This is a genomic window from Photobacterium sp. DA100, from assembly GCF_029223585.1.
GTDB lineage: Bacteria > Pseudomonadota > Gammaproteobacteria > Enterobacterales > Vibrionaceae > Photobacterium.
Genome location: NZ_CP119423.1, coordinates 1474609 through 1490642, shown reverse-complemented (window position 1 = coordinate 1490642; position 16034 = coordinate 1474609). Strand labels below are relative to the sequence as shown.

Here is a 16034-nt window from a genome sequence, read left to right as displayed (position 1 = left end):
GTTACCTCTGGTGGTGGGGATCAAATGCATCACGTACCGCTTCACCGACAAAAACCAGCAAGCTAAGCATGATAGACAGAACAACAAAAGCCGATAAGCCCAGCCAAGGGGCCTGAAGGTTCGTTTTGCCCTGGGCCAGCAGTTCGCCCAGTGACGGCGACCCGGCCGGCAGGCCAAAGCCAAGGAAATCCAGCGAGGTTAGCGTGGTCACCGAACCGCTGAGAATAAACGGCATCATAGTGAGCGAGGCCACCATGGCGTTGGGCAGCATATGGCGCAGCATAATGCGGCCATCACCGACCCCCATCGCCTGCGCCGCCCGGACATAATCGAGATTGCGGCAACGGAGAAACTCGGCACGCACGACACCGACCAGTCCCATCCAGCTAAAGAGCACCATAATACCCAGCAGCCACCAGAAGTTTGGCTCGACAAAACTCGACAATATGATCAGCAAGAACAAGGTCGGCATACCCGACCATACTTCGATGAAGCGCTGGCCGAACAGATCAAGCCAGCCGCCGTAATAGCCCTGACAAGCACCGACAATCACACCAATGACGGTGGATATAATGGTTAGGGCAAACCCAAACAACACCGAAATCCGAAAACCATAGATGATCCGAGCCAGGACATCCCGTCCCTTATCATCGGTGCCAAGCCAGTTGATGCTATCCGGCGGAGATGGAGCCGGCCCCGACAAGTTGTAGTTGATGGTGTCGTAACTGAAACGGATGAGCGGCCAGATCATAAAGCCGTCGGCCTCGATCAGCTCGGCGACATACGGATCGGTGTAGTCGGCCTCGGCGTCGAATTCGCCGCCGAACTCCGTCTCCGAGTAAGGGGTCACAATAGGGAAATACCACTGCGACTGAAACTGGATCACCAGCGGTTTATCATTGGCAATAATTTCAGCAAACAGGCTGCTGAAAAACAGCAACGAGAAGATCCAAAGCGACCAATAGCCTCGCTTATGTGCCCGAAATCTTGCCCAGCGTTCCTTGGTTAATGGGTTCAGTTTCACTAACGTGCCTCAAAATCTATCCGTGGATCAACCAGTGTGTAGGTGATATCCGAAATAATGTTCAGCAAAAGCCCTAGTAGCGTCATGATATACAAAGAGCTAAATACCACCGGGTAATCCCGCTGTATGGTCGACTCGAACCCAAGCAGTCCTATCCCTTCCAACGAGAACATAACCTCAATCAGCATCGCGCCGGTGAAGAAAATACTGATAAACGCCGCCGGAAACCCTGCGATGATGATCAGCATGGCATTTCGGAAAACATGGCGGTAGAGGATACTGCGCTCATCCAGCCCCTTGGCGCGGGCGGTGACCACGTACTGCTTGTTGATTTCATCGAGAAAGGAGTTTTTGGTCAGCATGGTCAAGGTGGCAAACCCGCCGATCACCATGGCCAGAATCGGCAATGTCAAATGCCAAAAATAATCGATAATTTGCTGGTACCAGTTCAACTGATCAAAGTTCGATGACACTAAGCCGCGCAGCGGAAACCAACTGAAATAGTTGCCGCTGGCAAAAAAGATAATCAGCAAAATCGCGAACAGGAACCCCGGGATCGCATACCCCACGATGACCACCGCGCTACTCCAGACATCAAACCGCGAGCCATGCTTGATGGCCTTGGCTATCCCTAGCGGAATAGACACCAGGTAAATGATCAGGGTACTCCACAACCCGAGCGAAATGGATACCGGCAAGCGGTCGATAATCAAATCAATGACATTGCCGCCTTTGAACAGGCTCTCGCCGAAGTTAAAGGTCGCGTAATCCTTGAGCATATCGACATACCGCTCAAGCAGCGGCTTGTCGAAACCAAACTGTTTTTTGATCGCCTCGACCACTTCGGGATCCAGTCCGCGCGATCCCCGGTAACCCGAACCATTCTCGGACGGCTCCAGCGAGCCGACCTCCTGCCCGCCGCCGGTAAAACGCTCCATGATCCCCGAGCTATGGCCTTCAAGCTGGGCCACCGCCTGCTCCACCGGGCCGCCTGGGGCAATCTGAATGACAAAGAAGTTGATGGTGATGATGGCCCACAAGGTGGGGATCACCAACAACAAACGCCGAATAATATATGCTGACATGGTTACCGCCGCTTCTCAGGCAACTTGGCTGCCTTTTCACTATCAATCCACCAGGTATCCTGGCCCAGGGTATATTTTGGCCGCAGCGGCGGACGGGAAAACTTGTCCCAACTCGCTACCCGGAACATGCTGATATGCCATTGCGGGATCACATAGAAATTCCACTGCAACACCCGGTCAAGCGCCCGGCCAAGGCTGAGCAACTTGTCCGGATTTTCCTGGTTTTCGGCGATTTGCTCGGTCAGGTAATCAATGGCAGGGTCTTTTACCCCTGCCGTGTTGTAGGTGCTGTCAATAAAATTACTGTTCCAGGCAATCATCAGGTTCGGACTCGGATACGGATTGGCTCCATAGCCAGCAGACACCATATCAAAGTCCCGGTCTCTCAGACGCTTGATGTACTGTGTGGTGTCCACGGTGCGCAAGCGCATATCTATGCCGAGTAACTTGAGGTTTCGCTGCAGCGGGATCGCCAGACGCTCGGTGGTCGGGCTATACATCAGCAGTTCAAAGCTAAAGGCTTCGCCGGTCTCGACATTGGTCATGACCTTGTTCTGTACTTCCCAGCCCGCTTCTTTCATCAAGGCCAGGGCTTTGCGAAGCTGAACCCGGATCCGACCGGAACCATCAGACTTCGGAGGTTGGTACTCTTCAGTAAATACCCTAGCAGGCACCTTGTCTTTTACGGGGGCCAAAACGGCAACTTCGGCTTCCGATGGCAATCCCTTGGCCTCGTAGTCGGTGTTTTGGAAATAGCTACGGGTCCGGGTGTACTGGTTATAGAACAGGCTTTTGTTCATCCACTCGAAGTCCATGGCGTAAGAAAGGGCTTCACGCACTTTGGCATCGCTGAAATAACTGCGCTCGGTATTGAACACAAATGCCTGCATCGACTGCGGGATCTGATGCGGGATCTCTTCTTTTACAATGTAGCCTTTATCGAAATTCGCCCCCTGGTACATGGTGGCCCAGAACTTGGCCACGTTCTCTTCGCGAATATCGTACTCACCGGCTTTGAACGCCTCGAGGGTCACTGTTTCATCCCGGTAGTAGTCATACTTGATGGTGCCAAAATTATGCCTGCCTACATTTACCGGCAAATCTTTGGCCCAGTAATCCTTTACCAGCGAGTAGGTCACGCTTTGGCCGGGCTTATAATCCGAGATCTGATAGGCGCTACTGCCAATTGGCGGGGTATTGAGCGGCTCGCTGAGGTTCTTGTCACGCCAAAAATGTTCCGGCAACACATTCATTCCCTGTACCAAGGCCAACAACACCTCGCGGTTGGGCTTTACCATTTCTATCCGGGCGGTGTGCTCCGACTTGGCCGTCACCGACTTCACATCCTTGAAATAGACCCGGTACTGCGCCACCCCTTCTTTCATGAATTTCTCAAAGGTAAAGGCAACATCAGCAGCCGTAATCGGCTGGCCATCATGGAACTTGGCGTTGGGGTTGATGTCCACTTCCATCCACGCATAATCTTCGGGATAGCGAACCTTTTCAGCGATGAGCGGATAATAGCTGTCTATTTCATCTTCCGATGACACAAACAAGGTATCGTATATCGCTTCGCTGCCTGCCGCCGAGACCCCTCGGGACGCATAACGGTTAAAACTATCAAAGGTGCCCACCTGGGCATACGTTACCTGCCCGCCTTTCGGGGCCTCGGGATTGACATAATCAAAATGGGAAAAGTCAGCAGGATACTTGGCACTGCCAAACCCCACCAGAGAGCGGCTTTCAATCACCTCATTCGCCGATACCGAACCAGCTATAGCCATCGCAACCAACAGCGATGAGACGCATCTGTACATCTGGGCCTCCATGCAAAAACCTGTCTTCAAACAGCGCCCGCTGACGCCATCTTACTCTTTGAATTAGATAAGTTTATTTTATTGTATATGTTTACGATAGGACACTAATGAGAAATGAACAACCACTCAATAGGCAATGTGAAAAGCTGTGATCACTTGCGACAAGCTATTGAAGCCGTTAATATCGCCGGTTTTCAGGTTTACCGACCTTAATCTCATCACCATTTCGCACGTTAGGAACACCATATGTCTAAGTTCTTCTATAAAGGCCGCATTGAGAAAAAACCGAAGCACGAGAGCTACGGCTTCAATACCAAGCAGGCCAAAAAGCTGGGAACTGAAATCAACCCGCTGCAACTTGTTGTGAACAGCGATGAGAAAAAAGCCGAAGTGGAAGCCCTGCTGGAACAGCACCAACTTGTTGCCACCATTACGGTCAACAACGAGACTGAGGAAAATCTAGTCGAGCTGGAAACGCTGATCAACAAGCCGAAAACCACCGTGTTTGATAAAACACCCAACCGTAATGACCCGTGCTCATGCGGAAGCGGTAAGAAATACAAAAAATGCTGCGGCTAAGGCAGACCGCCAGATAACGACAAGGTGCTCGGCGGTGCAAGAATTGCTGGGTATCCCTGCCATTTTTCGCGAGATTTCGTATAATCTCGCGCTGTTGTAAATTTCCGGAAAGATACAAATTATGAGCAAAGGTTACGCCTGTGTTGGGCTATTCAACCCCAAAACCCCTGAAAACGTTGGTTCTGTCATGCGGGCCGCTGGCTGCTATGGCGTTAATAGTGTGTTCTACACCGGCACGCGTTATGACCTTGCTAAGAAATTTTGTACTGACACCAAAAATACCATTCGCGATATTCCGCTGATTGGCGTCCAGGACCTCAAAGATATCATCCCGCACGACTGCGTACCGGTTGCCGTGGATTTAGTCGAGGGTGCCAAGCCGCTGCCGGAATACAAGCACCCGAAGCGGGCTTTTTATATCTTCGGCCCTGAAGACGGTACATTGAAAAAAGACATTACCAATTTCTGTCGCGAAACCATCTATGTACCAACTAATGGCTGTATGAACCTCGCGGCGGCGGTCAATGTGATCCTGTATGACCGCATGGCCAAGGGTGAAGGTTTTTCTAACCACTAACGCCAGCCTCGGCGCATAGCATTATCCCAGGGAGCCTGCTCCGGCTCCCCATTTTTCAATCATTTCCCGCAATTCCACGCTCTGATAAGGCTTGGAAAGAATATCGTCCATCCCGGCACTAAAACAATCTTCCCGCTCCGCTTTAGTTGTCCCCGCGGTCAAAGCGATGATCGGCTTGCTGTAGCCTTCACCGCGTAGCCATTTTGTCGTGGCAAAACCGTCAAGAATTGGCATCCGGCAATCCATAAAAACGATATCGAAGTCTTGCGACTTCAAAATACCCAGCGCCTTTTGGCCATTGCTGACAATAACAGGGGTGATGCCAAACTTAGCCAGCATCAGCTTGATGATCATCTGATTGGTTTTCAGATCCTCCACCACCAAAATAGTCAAATCACTAATGGGAAGGGCTTTGTTTCGCAAAACGTCGTTCTTGATAACCGCTGACGGATTAACGTCCAGGGGAAGCGTGACCGTAAAAATACTCCCTTGCCCCGCTGTACTCTCTATTTCTATCCGGCCTTTCATCTGCTCAGCCAACTTGCCGCAAATCGCCAAGCCCAGCCCCGTCCCCTCGTGTTGACGCTTACTTGAATTATCCGCTTGTTTAAATGGCTGAAATAGGCTGGCTATTTGTTCTTTAGCAATACCGCAGCCAGAATCAGAGACTACAAACTGCAGCGCTTCGTCATGCCACCCTATGGTCACGGATACAAAGCCTTTCTCCGTAAACTTAATGGCATTACCTATAAGATTGACGAAGATTTGCTTTATCCGATCTTCATCGCCCATCAACCATTGCGGTGTATTTGGCACGAAGTGAATCGAAAAATTTAGCCGTTTTTCCTTGGCGGGTTGGAGGAAGATGTCATTAAGCACGTTGGCCATCAACTGGCAATCGAAGGGTTTGATGGCCAACTCCATCATCCCAGCGTTGATCTTACTGTAATCGAGCAGATTATTAATGATTGCCCGCAGCAATTCACCGGAATGATTTAAAGTCTTAAGCAAGCTATTCTGATGATTATCAAGCTCGGTATCAGATAGCAGCTCAGCCGTTCCCAACAAGCCATTGAGAGGCGTTCGTAGTTCATGGTTTATCATTGCCAGAAAATCACGAGTCGACTTCTCCGACTCCTCGGCTGATTTCCGCGCTCGAATCGCCTCCTCGAGCTTTAGCTGTCGATCAATGGACGCGCGCAGCATTTCACCTATCAAGTTCATATGCTTACGAACTGTCGTGTGCCACTCCCTCGTCTTACCGATGCGGGTGACAAAATACCCCTTTACTGCCGAGTTGCCGAGTGAGAGCCAATATAACTGCTGTGACTCGTCCCAGCACTCCTCTCTAGACACCAATGTATCCGGCGGGACAATCGTATTATCAATACCGGAAAAATAGGCAATATTCAGCGCCGGTGTCGAGTCGCAACTGAAATTTACTGCGCAAGCACTCACTACTCGACTGTTGATCAGCGCATCAAGCAAATCTTTTATGATCAGAGTCGATGGTGGGTATTTCAGCAGCGTGTGGCCAATACTCAGCAACAAGTTATCCATCTTATGCTGGTAGGATAAAAACTCCGACCCACTGGCAAGCTTATCCCGCACCTGCGCGAGATTCTGCTCAATCAGCTGCTTGGCCTGATAGAGTTCAAGGCTTTTCGACTCCAACAGCATTTCAGCCATTTTCCTGGCGTCGCGCTCCCGGTCAATTTTCTTCTGCATCAGAGCAACTTGGCGTTCCAGATCCATGCGTTCAAGGCCCATTGTTACCCCGCATTTAATTTCAGCGTAAATCGTACATGGCTCTGATCTTGGTTGACAGGCTCCATACTGATTGCCATATCTTCGTTGAAATGCTTAACACAACCACGGATCAAACCCAGGCAAACATGTGACAAGCAGCGTGCCGATATGTAATCAAGGATCATCAGGGCGGAAGTTTGTGAGATAAAGTCAAACTGGGGTGGGTTCGCATTGGCGTAGAGCTTCTTCACTTCGGTATGGATATGGCGCTCAACACGCTCAATGAAGCTAAAAGTGCTGTTGGGCTTTTCGCCATTGTCCAGGGGAAAGGAGCTCAACAGGCGGGTAAACAATGCCTCACCATAGGCTTCTTGCAACACTTCCGGGGAGACACCAGTGATCTTGCTCAGGCAAACGATCATCTTTACCAAAACACGGTGATCATAACTGCCAACCGCAGTGTATGCTCCATCAACGCCGGCATCATCAAGCATCTGCTGGCAAACATCGAGACCAAAACGGCTTTCGACAATATCTAGAAACTCAGTAAAAATAATCCCTTTCATAAAGCCTTTCTCCCTTTGCCCTTGATTTGAGTATGGAAAATGAATCTCTGATGGTCAAAATTATCCCACCCATTTCATTCTCGGCTCGATCGCTAGTTTTTAGTAAGCAGGTGTAACCTGTTGATTGCTTACAAGTGCCAATAGCATTATTTTGTGGTCATACAAAACAAAAGAATACGAATTATGAAACGAACTCTCCTATTTTCCCTCCTTTATATATTGAACCCACTTACTATTTCTGCGGCATGGTCAAACACCATGCCCCAAGGTGACAGCGATGCCGGTAAGGTCAAATCGTTTACCTGCCAGTTCTGCCATGGACAAAATGGAGTTGCGCAAAAAGAGGGCTACCCGCACATCAACAACCAGTCGCCCTTGTACCTGTACCGGGCGATGCAAGCCTACCAAAACGGCGAGCGTTCAGGGAGTTATGGCGACATGATGAAACAGCAACTGTCCGTTCTCAACGAGCAAGATCTCGCAGACATTGCCACCTACTTCGGCGAGCAACCCTAGGCCAGTGGTTCGGTGCCCGATTCCGCGGGTATTTCCCCTAGGCCACTGGTAGCTTTTAGCGATTGAGACTAGAATTAAGCGGATTTGGCGGCCTGAGCGCTGCCATCTTGGCAGCAACAACGTTCATCACCTGTGGACAATGACTAGGTGAAAAACCATGATGACGGCCTCTTAGATCACTGTTCAAAGCGCAATTTGACAGTGTTTGTAGAAACAGATTGTGTTATAAGAGCCAACTCTTGTGGGTTTATTGAGCGTTTGCGCCAGAAAACCTGAAAAGACGGAGCAAAAACAAGCAAATGTTCATTTTATCTTAAATGAGCTATGTAATGTTTGCTGGAATCAGTGATATACTCCCCCACCGAATAGTGACACTAATTGTTTATAGAGAAAAACAATGGCAGATTTATCTAAATACAGAAACATTGGTATTTTCGCGCACGTTGATGCGGGTAAAACCACTACTACTGAGCGTATCCTTAAGCTTACTGGCCAGATCCACAAAACTGGTGAAGTACACGACGGCGAATCAACTACTGACTTCATGGAGCAGGAAGCTGAGCGTGGTATTACAATCCAGTCTGCAGCAGTTAGCTGTTTCTGGAACGACCACCGCCTAAACGTTATCGATACTCCGGGACACGTTGACTTCACAGTTGAAGTATACCGTTCTCTTAAAGTACTTGACGGTGGTATCGGTGTATTCTGTGGTTCTGGTGGTGTTGAGCCTCAGTCAGAAACTAACTGGCGTTACGCTAACGAATCAGAAGTTGCTCGTCTGATCTTCGTAAACAAACTAGACCGTATGGGTGCAGATTTCTTCAACGTTGTTGACCAGGTTAAGAACGTTCTAGGTGCTAACCCACTAGTTATGACTCTTCCAATCGGCCGCGAAGACGACTTCGTTGGTGTTGTTGACGTTCTAAACCGTCAAGCATACGTTTGGGATGAAACTGGTCTTCCAGAAAACTACGAAATCAAAGAAATCCCTGCTGACATGGTAGACGACGTTGAAGCTTACCGTGAAGAGCTAGTCGAAACTGCTGTTGAGCAAGACGATGACCTAATGGAAGCTTACATGGAAGGTGAAGAGCCTTCTATCGAAGAGCTTAAGCGTTGTATCCGTAAAGGTACTCGTGACCTAGCGTTCTTCCCTACTTTCTGTGGTTCTGCGTTCAAGAACAAAGGTATGCAGCTAGTACTAGACGCAGTTGTTGACTACCTACCTTCTCCAACAGAAGTAGATCCTCAGCCGCTAACTGACAAAGAAACTGGTGAGCCTACTGGCGAAGTTGCAACTGTTGATGCAAACGAACCTCTACGTGCTCTTGCGTTCAAGATCATGGACGACCGTTTCGGTGCCCTAACCTTCATCCGTATCTACTCTGGTAAGATGAAGAAAGGTGACACAATCCTTAACTCTGCAACAGGTAAAACTGAGCGTATCGGCCGTATGGTTGAGATGCAGGCAGATGAGCGTAACGAGCTTACTGAAGCACAAGCTGGTGACATCATCGCTGTTGTTGGTATGAAGAACGTTCAAACTGGTCACACTCTATGTGATGTTAAGCACGAGTGTACTCTTGAGCCAATGATCTTCCCAACTCCAGTAATCTCTATCGCAGTAACGCCTAAAGACAAAGGCGGTTCTGAGAAGATGGGTATCGCTATCGGTAAGATGGTTGCAGAAGATCCATCATTCCAGGTTGAGACTGACGAAGAAACTGGCGAAACTATCCTGAAAGGTATGGGTGAACTTCACCTAGACATCAAGGTAGATATCCTTAAGCGTACTTACGGTGTAGACCTAATCGTTGGTCAGCCACAGGTTGCTTACCGCGAAACTATCACTCAAGCTATCGAAGACAGCTACACGCACAAGAAGCAGTCTGGTGGTTCTGGTCAGTTCGGTAAGATCGACTACCGCATCAAGCCAGGTGAAGTTGGTTCTGGCTTCAAGTTCTCTTCAACTGTTGTTGGCGGTAACGTTCCTAAGGAATTCTGGCCTGCAGTTGAGAAAGGCTTCCAAGGTATGATGGAAACTGGTCCTCTAGCAGGCTTCCCAGTTCTTGACGTTGAAGTTGAACTATTCGACGGTGGCTTCCACGCAGTTGACTCATCTGCAATCGCATTTGAAATCGCAGCGAAAGGCGCATTCCGTCAGTCTATGCCTAAAGCAGGTCCTCAGCTTCTTGAGCCAATCATGCACGTTGACGTGTTCACTCCAGAAGACCACGTTGGTGACGTAATCGGTGACCTTAACCGTCGTCGCGGTATGATCAAAGATCAGCAAGCTGGTACTACTGGCGTACGTATCAAGGGTGATGTACCTCTATCAGAAATGTTCGGTTACATCGGCCACCTACGTACTATGACTTCTGGCCGTGGCCAGTTCTCTATGGAGTTCGCACACTACGCTCCATGTCCTGCAAACGTTGCTGAAACAGTAATCGCTGAGCAGAAAGAGAAAGACGCTAAGAAGTAATTAAACTTCAGGCGTAAAGTCTCTAAAAACCCCGACGGCACTGCCGTTGGGGTTTTTTTATGCCTTTGTCTAAAGCGTTCGCGGATAGCGGCGGTTAACGGTGCTGGCTGCAGCTGGCAAGGTAGTTCATCAAACCATACTGTTTCAACCACTCCAACTGCTCGGCCTGCTTGACCAAGAAGCGTCCAGAATAGTTGATACCATTAGCAAAGATACCCTCGATATTATTCTTGCTGCGGGGAAACAATAGCATCCAGCGCTCGGTCAGCAAGAGGTTGTATGGCGTGCATTCGCCGCCAGCTGTCATTGGCAGCAACGACAACTGCCCCATCATTGCCAGATAGTGGTCGTACAGCACTTCGGCATCCATAGCTTGCAGAGAGACCAAAGCATGGTCAAAGGGCAGCCTTCCTTGTGTAATAACGGGCTCGAGCGGGATAGGTGATTTTACCAACTGCATATGACGATGAGATTGACTTGCGCCGGCTTGAGGGCCGCTGTTGTAGAAACCAAACACATCGGGATGATCAAACCCCAGTAACCAAGCTCGGAAATCAGCAAGCGTCAGGCAAGATTGCTGAGGCACAAACGCCTTCGAGCAGATCAACAGGTGCGGAGACAGTACGGGAAATTTATTCAATAGGCAGACATGACCTTGCCCTGCTTCAGCAACATAGAGTGATTGGTCATAAGGCAGAAAAGGATTGCCTTGGGTCGAGGTTGCCCGAAACTTCTTGGTCGCGTTGGCTGTTACCACGTGGGCAAAATAGGATATCCCCTGTTCCTCTATCACCTGGGCATCGGTAACAATCGGCATCAAGCTACCGCCTGCTAACGCACACTCAGCCACACGGCTGGCCCTATCCCACAGCGTCTCAATTCTACCTGGCATAATTCCCCCATACCATCACATTACCCCCAACCATTGTATACCCAAGTCGCCTCGAGCGGTTGACTCAGTTGGTTGGCTTTGGGCATTGCCCAACCGTCTCTATCATTTTTTCGGGTGTACATTAAAGTTTACAACCATAGCACTTTTGGCCACCAGCAGGATTTAGGCCAGATATAGCTGCCAACCACGAAAGTTTGTATTATCAATGCCATTGGAAAACACTGCTTTATCCTATTCCCAATAGTACTCCATAGAGCAGTTAGAAGTTTTTGTTTGGTCGCTAAAACTTCAACTGGCAGTTTTGTTTGGTCGCATCCTGCCTATCCAGCCTGTTTGCCTTTTGCATCATTCAGGTGAAAACAAAAAGGGCGTTTACCCAGTAAACGCCCTTATTCCTATTGGTTGTTCACAACCGCTTTATATTGCTATCAAATCAACTCCGCAGCCAGCAAGAAGCATCCAAACAGGAAGCTCAAGCCCATCGCCAGCTGACCACCAGATGCCTGATACAACACGCCCGAAGCATCGACCTCGAAGGCACTGTCATCCTCTTTGCGTAGCTTTATAGTCATTGCCATTGGAATGAATACCGCAAGGAACACCAAGATAATACCGGCGTAGCCTAATACCGATAGGAACTGATCCGCGGCAAACAGCGCACCGGCCAGCGGAAGGATGAAAGTCAGTACATAGGTAACGGCACGATTCTGGCGGAATGTATCGACATTTTGGTCAAACAATGCCATCGCCACACCGAGGAACGAGGTCAGCAGAGCAAGGCCGGTGAACACCGACAGCACCAGGTTAATCATGCTGTGGTTCGAGCCCAGTGCAGCAATTAGCTCAGAAACATTTTTGAAATCGACCATCTGCTCAGCACTTAGGTTGCCCATTGCGGCATAGAGCCATAGTAGGTAGCTAAATAGCGGCACAAGAGAGCCAATCACCACCATGTTGCGTAACTGCTGGTGGGACGCTTCTTTGTTGTACGTTACCAAAGACGGGATCACAACCATAAAGCCAAAGCTGGTGAACAATACGGAACTGGTTTTGATCAGATCAATCTTGTTGTCGCTGGTTGCAACCATGAGGTTTTCGACAGTGATGGTAGGCACCAACGAAAGCAGCGTCATCACCAGCATAATAACCATAACGGCAAAAAGGCCACGGTTAAGCTTATCAATCACAGCGGTACCTGCTGCGACCACCACACCGGCCACGAGGGTGAAGGCAATCTGGCTCTGCATCAGGCTGAGTTCGAGGCCAATGCTGGAGAGAAGTTTCTGAACCAAATCCCCGGCGCCAATAATGTATGCCATTAATAGGCAAACAAGCAGCGCATACAACAAGCCGTTGGTGACCAATTGGCCACCTTTACCTAGCGTTTTACGGGCAATGGTGTTCATACCAAGCCCTCCTCCCGCTTTGATACTGGCTTCCAGCAGCAGCAGAGCAGCATAGGTTGTACCCGACCAGATCAACAACATTAACAACGTACCCCAGACCAAGCCGAACTGGGCCAGTACCATAGGGATAGCCAACATACCGGCACCAAGTGCCGTACCCGCAATAATAAGAGAGCTACCAAGCAGTTTTAGGTTCACAATTTTGTCTCGTAATAATGAGCCGCCGCCTCATGTCAGGCAGAAAGCAAAAAAAGGGGGAAATAATCTATTTATCAATGTGCTGCAGACGATAATGGCAGCAAAAGAAATTAGTGACTAAATCGGAATGAGGCAAAATAGCCGTAAAACTGAATGTTTTCGGAAGGCTTAGCGAAATGGGAATGGCTGGCGCCAGTGCGCAATGGGGTCGAGGATAGACGGATCTTCCCCGCAGGTATATTGTTCATTAATCGTACTCCAACAACGATAAATCCCTATAAGCTAGGCAAACATCCATTGATTGCCCTTGTTTTGTTTGGTCAGTTAGCAACTTATATGGTCGTTAGGAGCACTTCAACACTCGCAAGTGGAATCTTATATTGCAATATTGACACGGCAGATCTCAAGCAAATAAAAACCCTTTGAACACAGGTTCAAAGGGCTATATTCGTATCAGACAGCTTATGCAGGGACCGCATCGCCCGATTTGGCGGCAATTAGCGTGAGCTTGTTGAACGAAGCGGGATAAACACTGATGGTGCTGCCATCGTCAAATAGCAAGCCGTCGTAAAAGTTACCATTCCATTTGACACGGGTAAAACGGGCATAACGCGCTTTACTGTACACCGCTTCGAGAGCGTTAATGGCACCTTGCTTACCCACCTGCTCCATGATTTCTTGGCTCAGTAATTTCTCGGCCACCGATTTTTCTGTTGTCATCCCTGTCTCCGGAACCTCTTCATCCTTTGTTTTTACCAAATACGAACCGAGATTCAAGTACCAATATCACAACATGCCAGTGTACGCCGAGAAATTAATCAGTTTGATGTCAGTTGTTCCCGCTGTGATAATGATCGGGATTAAAATCAACCACTGTGCCCTGACTAGCAATAAACTGAGAGATGGTTGTCTGTTGCGCCTTCATCGACTGAGTGACCCGGACCACTTCCTGAGTGGAGAACTCATCACTACCGATGGGTGCCGGTACCAGCTTTCCCTCGCTTTCGATTGCCGGACCCTCGTAGGGAAACAAATAAGTGCCATGGCCACCGTACATGACCCTTATCGCGCCTTTCACAATCCCCTCGCCTTCTACTCGCTCCGTTATGGTACGCAGCGATAGATGCTCAATCAAAGGATCGGTACCCGCTAAGGGCAATCCTGTCGCCTTGTTCGGCACAACGGTATCGGGTAAATAATCAGCGCCAAGTTGGCAGTCCCCCGTGTAGGGATCGCATGTACCGGCAGCTTCGAGCAGCAGGATCGGCTGTTGCGGGTTATTGGCTTGGCGAGTAGTAAAGTTGGCCGGGTCGCCGGCATCCACGGCCGCTTGGACGGCAGGGAACATATCGGCAACCGCCTGCTCGTAGAACGTCTGCTCCAGCTGCTCTGCTTTCATCTTGTTCTCTTCGCTTTCGAACTTATATTTCGCCAGCGCATTGAGGCCTTCAACTTTCGTCTGCTCACTCGAGTCATAAACCCCCAGTATTTTCGCCACCATCAACTGGATATCGCTCGAGTTCTTGATTTGTTCTGCCACTTCATCGCCCAGCAAATCCGAGTTCATCACCAAATCAGTAAGGTGCATACCCGGCACCACCAGGTTAACCGTGGAAAAAGTCAGTTCATCGTCAGATTGGGATAGTTCACTCACCATGGTTGATACAATGCCCCCCAATGAATGGCCAATGAGGCTAATGTCACGGTTATCGACAAACGGCGTCGAGTTGAGAGCTTTGCGCAGCGCGAGCTGATCAACCACCGCCTGGCGTTGGTTGTCACGCAAAGTCAAAGGACTGAGCAAGTTAAGGTAAACCGACTTATCCTCGTGGTCCTCGGTACTGGTCGCGGTAATATCCATCTTCCCATCACCGTCTAAATCTATCCCGCGCTCGCCATGCAAAGGCTGATCAATGGCAATGACCAGCCGGTTTGTGTCGATAATACTTTTTGCCATGGTTTGCGCAGACTCTTTCCAGCCTGTAATTCCGTGGACAAAAATACTCGCGGGCAGCACGTGATCATTACTTGGCAGCCGCGGATCCCAGCTGTCCGGCGCGTAGATCAGTACCGGGACTTGCTGTTCGCTTTGCGCCAACGGCGTAGGGTTGGCACCATGGACAAAAGACCCGTTGCCATCCTTCCACCAGCTATATAAGGGAGCACAATAATGGATCGGATCAGCGTTGATAGCTCTGGCTTGCTCGCTGCCTTCAGGGTAAAGCGCAGCTACTTTGCAGTTGGCAGAGTTAGGTATCTCAAGGTAGTAAGGCACGGTAATCACGGCCTCAAACGTTGATATACCGCCATTGGAACCAACCAATGTCAGATTGCGAAGCGGCTGTTCTGGGATATTCGCCTTGACGGCTTCCATTACCGGATAAATGCTCTGAGTAGTAAACTGGGTGCTGTAGATGATATTTCGGCCTTCGACAGCGTCGGCCAGCAAGGAGTGGGTCGACTGGATCTGGCTGCTCGCCGCTTGGCTTAATGCATGCCCGGTATCCTCACCGCTAAGAAGCTTTTGATAAGTCAGGGAGGCTTTAAAGGCAACCCTTCCCGCCGTATCCGTCACCCCATCGGTTAATGCCAGCACGAAACGGGTTGACTCTGGCAAGATCTTCATAGGCAGAACACGAATATCTCCCCCCTCGGTTAGCTCAACCCGAAAGTCGACATTCACGTCCAATAGCTCACCGCTGTCTGCATTCAACATGATGAGATTGTCTGCCAAAGAAACCGGATCTATCTCATTTTCAGGCCCGGTCAACGGAATAACCATCGGGTAACCGGTAGACCACCCATCCAGCGCGCCATATACATTGTTGTAGTCCCTGTAATCAACCGGCTCGCCCTCTGCCTCCTGGTTGAGTGCAATTGTGCCATCACCATCAGCGAGCAACAGATCATTGGGATAAATGACCTTATCCAAACCATAGGCCACATATTGGCGGTTATCCGGTGTGTTTTCGCCGTCATCACAGGCGGTAAGCGTAGTTGCAATAGCTAAAGCCAAGCATAGTATGCGTGTGTTTTTTGTCATTATCGGTTCCATGAGGTTATTAAACTGCTTTCAGACGCTGAACTATCCTAAATGAAACGCCTGCAATACCCGACAACCACACCTAGCTAAACAATTG

Annotated in this window: 13 protein-coding genes; 4 read left to right on the top strand and 9 right to left on the bottom strand. The window is 49.5% G+C overall.

Going from position 1 to position 16034, the window contains the following annotated elements; translation table 11 throughout:
- Window position 1: 1 nt before the first annotated feature.
- Genes PTW35_RS07220 through PTW35_RS07210 form a run of 3 tightly spaced genes read right to left on the bottom strand, consistent with a single transcriptional unit; the run spans window position 2 to window position 3926 of the window.
- Window positions 2-1024 (bottom strand): ABC transporter permease, encoded by a 1023-nt coding sequence (locus tag PTW35_RS07220; protein WP_044623089.1) that lies wholly within the window; start codon window positions 1022-1024, stop codon window positions 2-4.
- Window positions 1024-2109 (bottom strand): microcin C ABC transporter permease YejB, encoded by a 1086-nt coding sequence (locus PTW35_RS07215; RefSeq protein WP_281027118.1) that lies wholly within the window; start codon window positions 2107-2109, stop codon window positions 1024-1026. The genes PTW35_RS07220 and PTW35_RS07215 overlap by 1 nt, the downstream gene beginning before the upstream one ends.
- Before the next feature lie 2 nt (window positions 2110-2111).
- Window positions 2112-3926 (bottom strand): extracellular solute-binding protein, encoded by a 1815-nt coding sequence (locus PTW35_RS07210; RefSeq protein WP_281027117.1) that lies wholly within the window; start codon window positions 3924-3926, stop codon window positions 2112-2114.
- Window positions 3927-4172: 246 nt separating this feature from the next.
- On the opposite strand from PTW35_RS07210, the gene PTW35_RS07205 reads away from it, so the two are divergent.
- Both PTW35_RS07205 and PTW35_RS07200 read left to right on the top strand, forming a co-directional pair.
- Window positions 4173-4505: a PBPRA1643 family SWIM/SEC-C metal-binding motif protein gene (locus tag PTW35_RS07205; protein WP_281027116.1), complete on the top strand. Its 333-nt coding sequence runs from the start codon at window positions 4173-4175 to the stop codon at window positions 4503-4505.
- A 121-nt stretch (window positions 4506-4626) separates the two neighbouring features.
- On the top strand, window positions 4627-5082 hold the full coding sequence (locus PTW35_RS07200) for an RNA methyltransferase (RefSeq protein WP_039462464.1): 456 nt from the start codon (window positions 4627-4629) through the stop codon (window positions 5080-5082).
- A 21-nt stretch (window positions 5083-5103) separates the two neighbouring features.
- Here PTW35_RS07200 and PTW35_RS07195 read toward each other — a convergent pair whose 3' ends face one another.
- Both PTW35_RS07195 and PTW35_RS07190 read right to left on the bottom strand, forming a co-directional pair.
- The gene (locus tag PTW35_RS07195; RefSeq protein WP_281027115.1) at window positions 5104-6852 is read right to left on the bottom strand and encodes an ATP-binding protein; all 1749 of its coding nucleotides are present in this window, start codon (window positions 6850-6852) and stop codon (window positions 5104-5106) included.
- Window positions 6853-6854: 2 nt separating this feature from the next.
- Window positions 6855-7397: a heme NO-binding domain-containing protein gene (locus tag PTW35_RS07190; RefSeq protein WP_044623085.1), complete on the bottom strand. Its 543-nt coding sequence runs from the start codon at window positions 7395-7397 to the stop codon at window positions 6855-6857.
- A gap of 183 nt (window positions 7398-7580) precedes the next feature.
- On the opposite strand from PTW35_RS07190, the gene PTW35_RS07185 reads away from it, so the two are divergent.
- On the top strand, window positions 7581-7913 hold the full coding sequence (locus PTW35_RS07185) for a c-type cytochrome (protein WP_044623084.1): 333 nt from the start codon (window positions 7581-7583) through the stop codon (window positions 7911-7913).
- 397 nt (window positions 7914-8310) lie between these two features.
- A complete protein-coding gene (gene fusA / locus PTW35_RS07180; RefSeq protein WP_281027114.1) occupies window positions 8311-10398 on the top strand; it encodes an elongation factor G in 2088 nt (695 codons plus the stop codon).
- A 94-nt stretch (window positions 10399-10492) separates the two neighbouring features.
- Here the strand turns inward: fusA and PTW35_RS07175 are convergent, their stop codons facing one another.
- The 4 genes from PTW35_RS07175 to PTW35_RS07160 all read right to left on the bottom strand — a co-directional run bounded on the left by PTW35_RS07175 (window position 10493) and on the right by PTW35_RS07160 (window position 15937).
- Entirely contained in the window at window positions 10493-11290 is a 798-nt protein-coding gene (locus PTW35_RS07175) for a DUF4922 domain-containing protein (RefSeq protein WP_281027113.1), read from the bottom strand.
- 428 nt (window positions 11291-11718) lie between these two features.
- Entirely contained in the window at window positions 11719-12894 is a 1176-nt protein-coding gene (locus PTW35_RS07170) for an aromatic amino acid transport family protein (RefSeq protein ID WP_281027112.1), read from the bottom strand.
- 462 nt (window positions 12895-13356) lie between these two features.
- Window positions 13357-13614 (bottom strand): hypothetical protein, encoded by a 258-nt coding sequence (locus PTW35_RS07165; RefSeq protein ID WP_281027111.1) that lies wholly within the window; start codon window positions 13612-13614, stop codon window positions 13357-13359.
- A 109-nt stretch (window positions 13615-13723) separates the two neighbouring features.
- Window positions 13724-15937, bottom strand: coding sequence for an alpha/beta fold hydrolase (locus PTW35_RS07160; RefSeq protein ID WP_281027110.1), 2214 nt, complete (start codon window positions 15935-15937; stop codon window positions 13724-13726).
- Window positions 15938-16034 lie beyond the last annotated feature (97 nt).

What these genes read in the sequence shown, in the direction of transcription:
- PTW35_RS07215 (WP_281027118.1), bottom strand. Translation starts at nt 2,109, where the DNA reads ATGTCAGCATATATTATTCGGCGTTTGTTGTTGGTGATCCCCACCTTG.
- PTW35_RS07210 (WP_281027117.1), bottom strand. Translation starts at nt 3,926, where the DNA reads ATGTACAGATGCGTCTCATCGCTGTTGGTTGCGATGGCTATAGCTGGT.
- PTW35_RS07205 (WP_281027116.1), top strand. Translation starts at nt 4,173, where the DNA reads ATGTCTAAGTTCTTCTATAAAGGCCGCATTGAGAAAAAACCGAAGCAC.
- PTW35_RS07200 (WP_039462464.1), top strand. Translation starts at nt 4,627, where the DNA reads ATGAGCAAAGGTTACGCCTGTGTTGGGCTATTCAACCCCAAAACCCCT.
- PTW35_RS07195 (WP_281027115.1), bottom strand. Translation starts at nt 6,852, where the DNA reads ATGGGCCTTGAACGCATGGATCTGGAACGCCAAGTTGCTCTGATGCAG.
- PTW35_RS07190 (WP_044623085.1), bottom strand. Translation starts at nt 7,397, where the DNA reads ATGAAAGGGATTATTTTTACTGAGTTTCTAGATATTGTCGAAAGCCGT.
- PTW35_RS07185 (WP_044623084.1), top strand. Translation starts at nt 7,581, where the DNA reads ATGAAACGAACTCTCCTATTTTCCCTCCTTTATATATTGAACCCACTT.
- fusA (WP_281027114.1), top strand. Translation starts at nt 8,311, where the DNA reads ATGGCAGATTTATCTAAATACAGAAACATTGGTATTTTCGCGCACGTT.
- PTW35_RS07175 (WP_281027113.1), bottom strand. Translation starts at nt 11,290, where the DNA reads ATGCCAGGTAGAATTGAGACGCTGTGGGATAGGGCCAGCCGTGTGGCT.
- PTW35_RS07165 (WP_281027111.1), bottom strand. Translation starts at nt 13,614, where the DNA reads ATGACAACAGAAAAATCGGTGGCCGAGAAATTACTGAGCCAAGAAATC.
- PTW35_RS07160 (WP_281027110.1), bottom strand. Translation starts at nt 15,937, where the DNA reads ATGACAAAAAACACACGCATACTATGCTTGGCTTTAGCTATTGCAACT.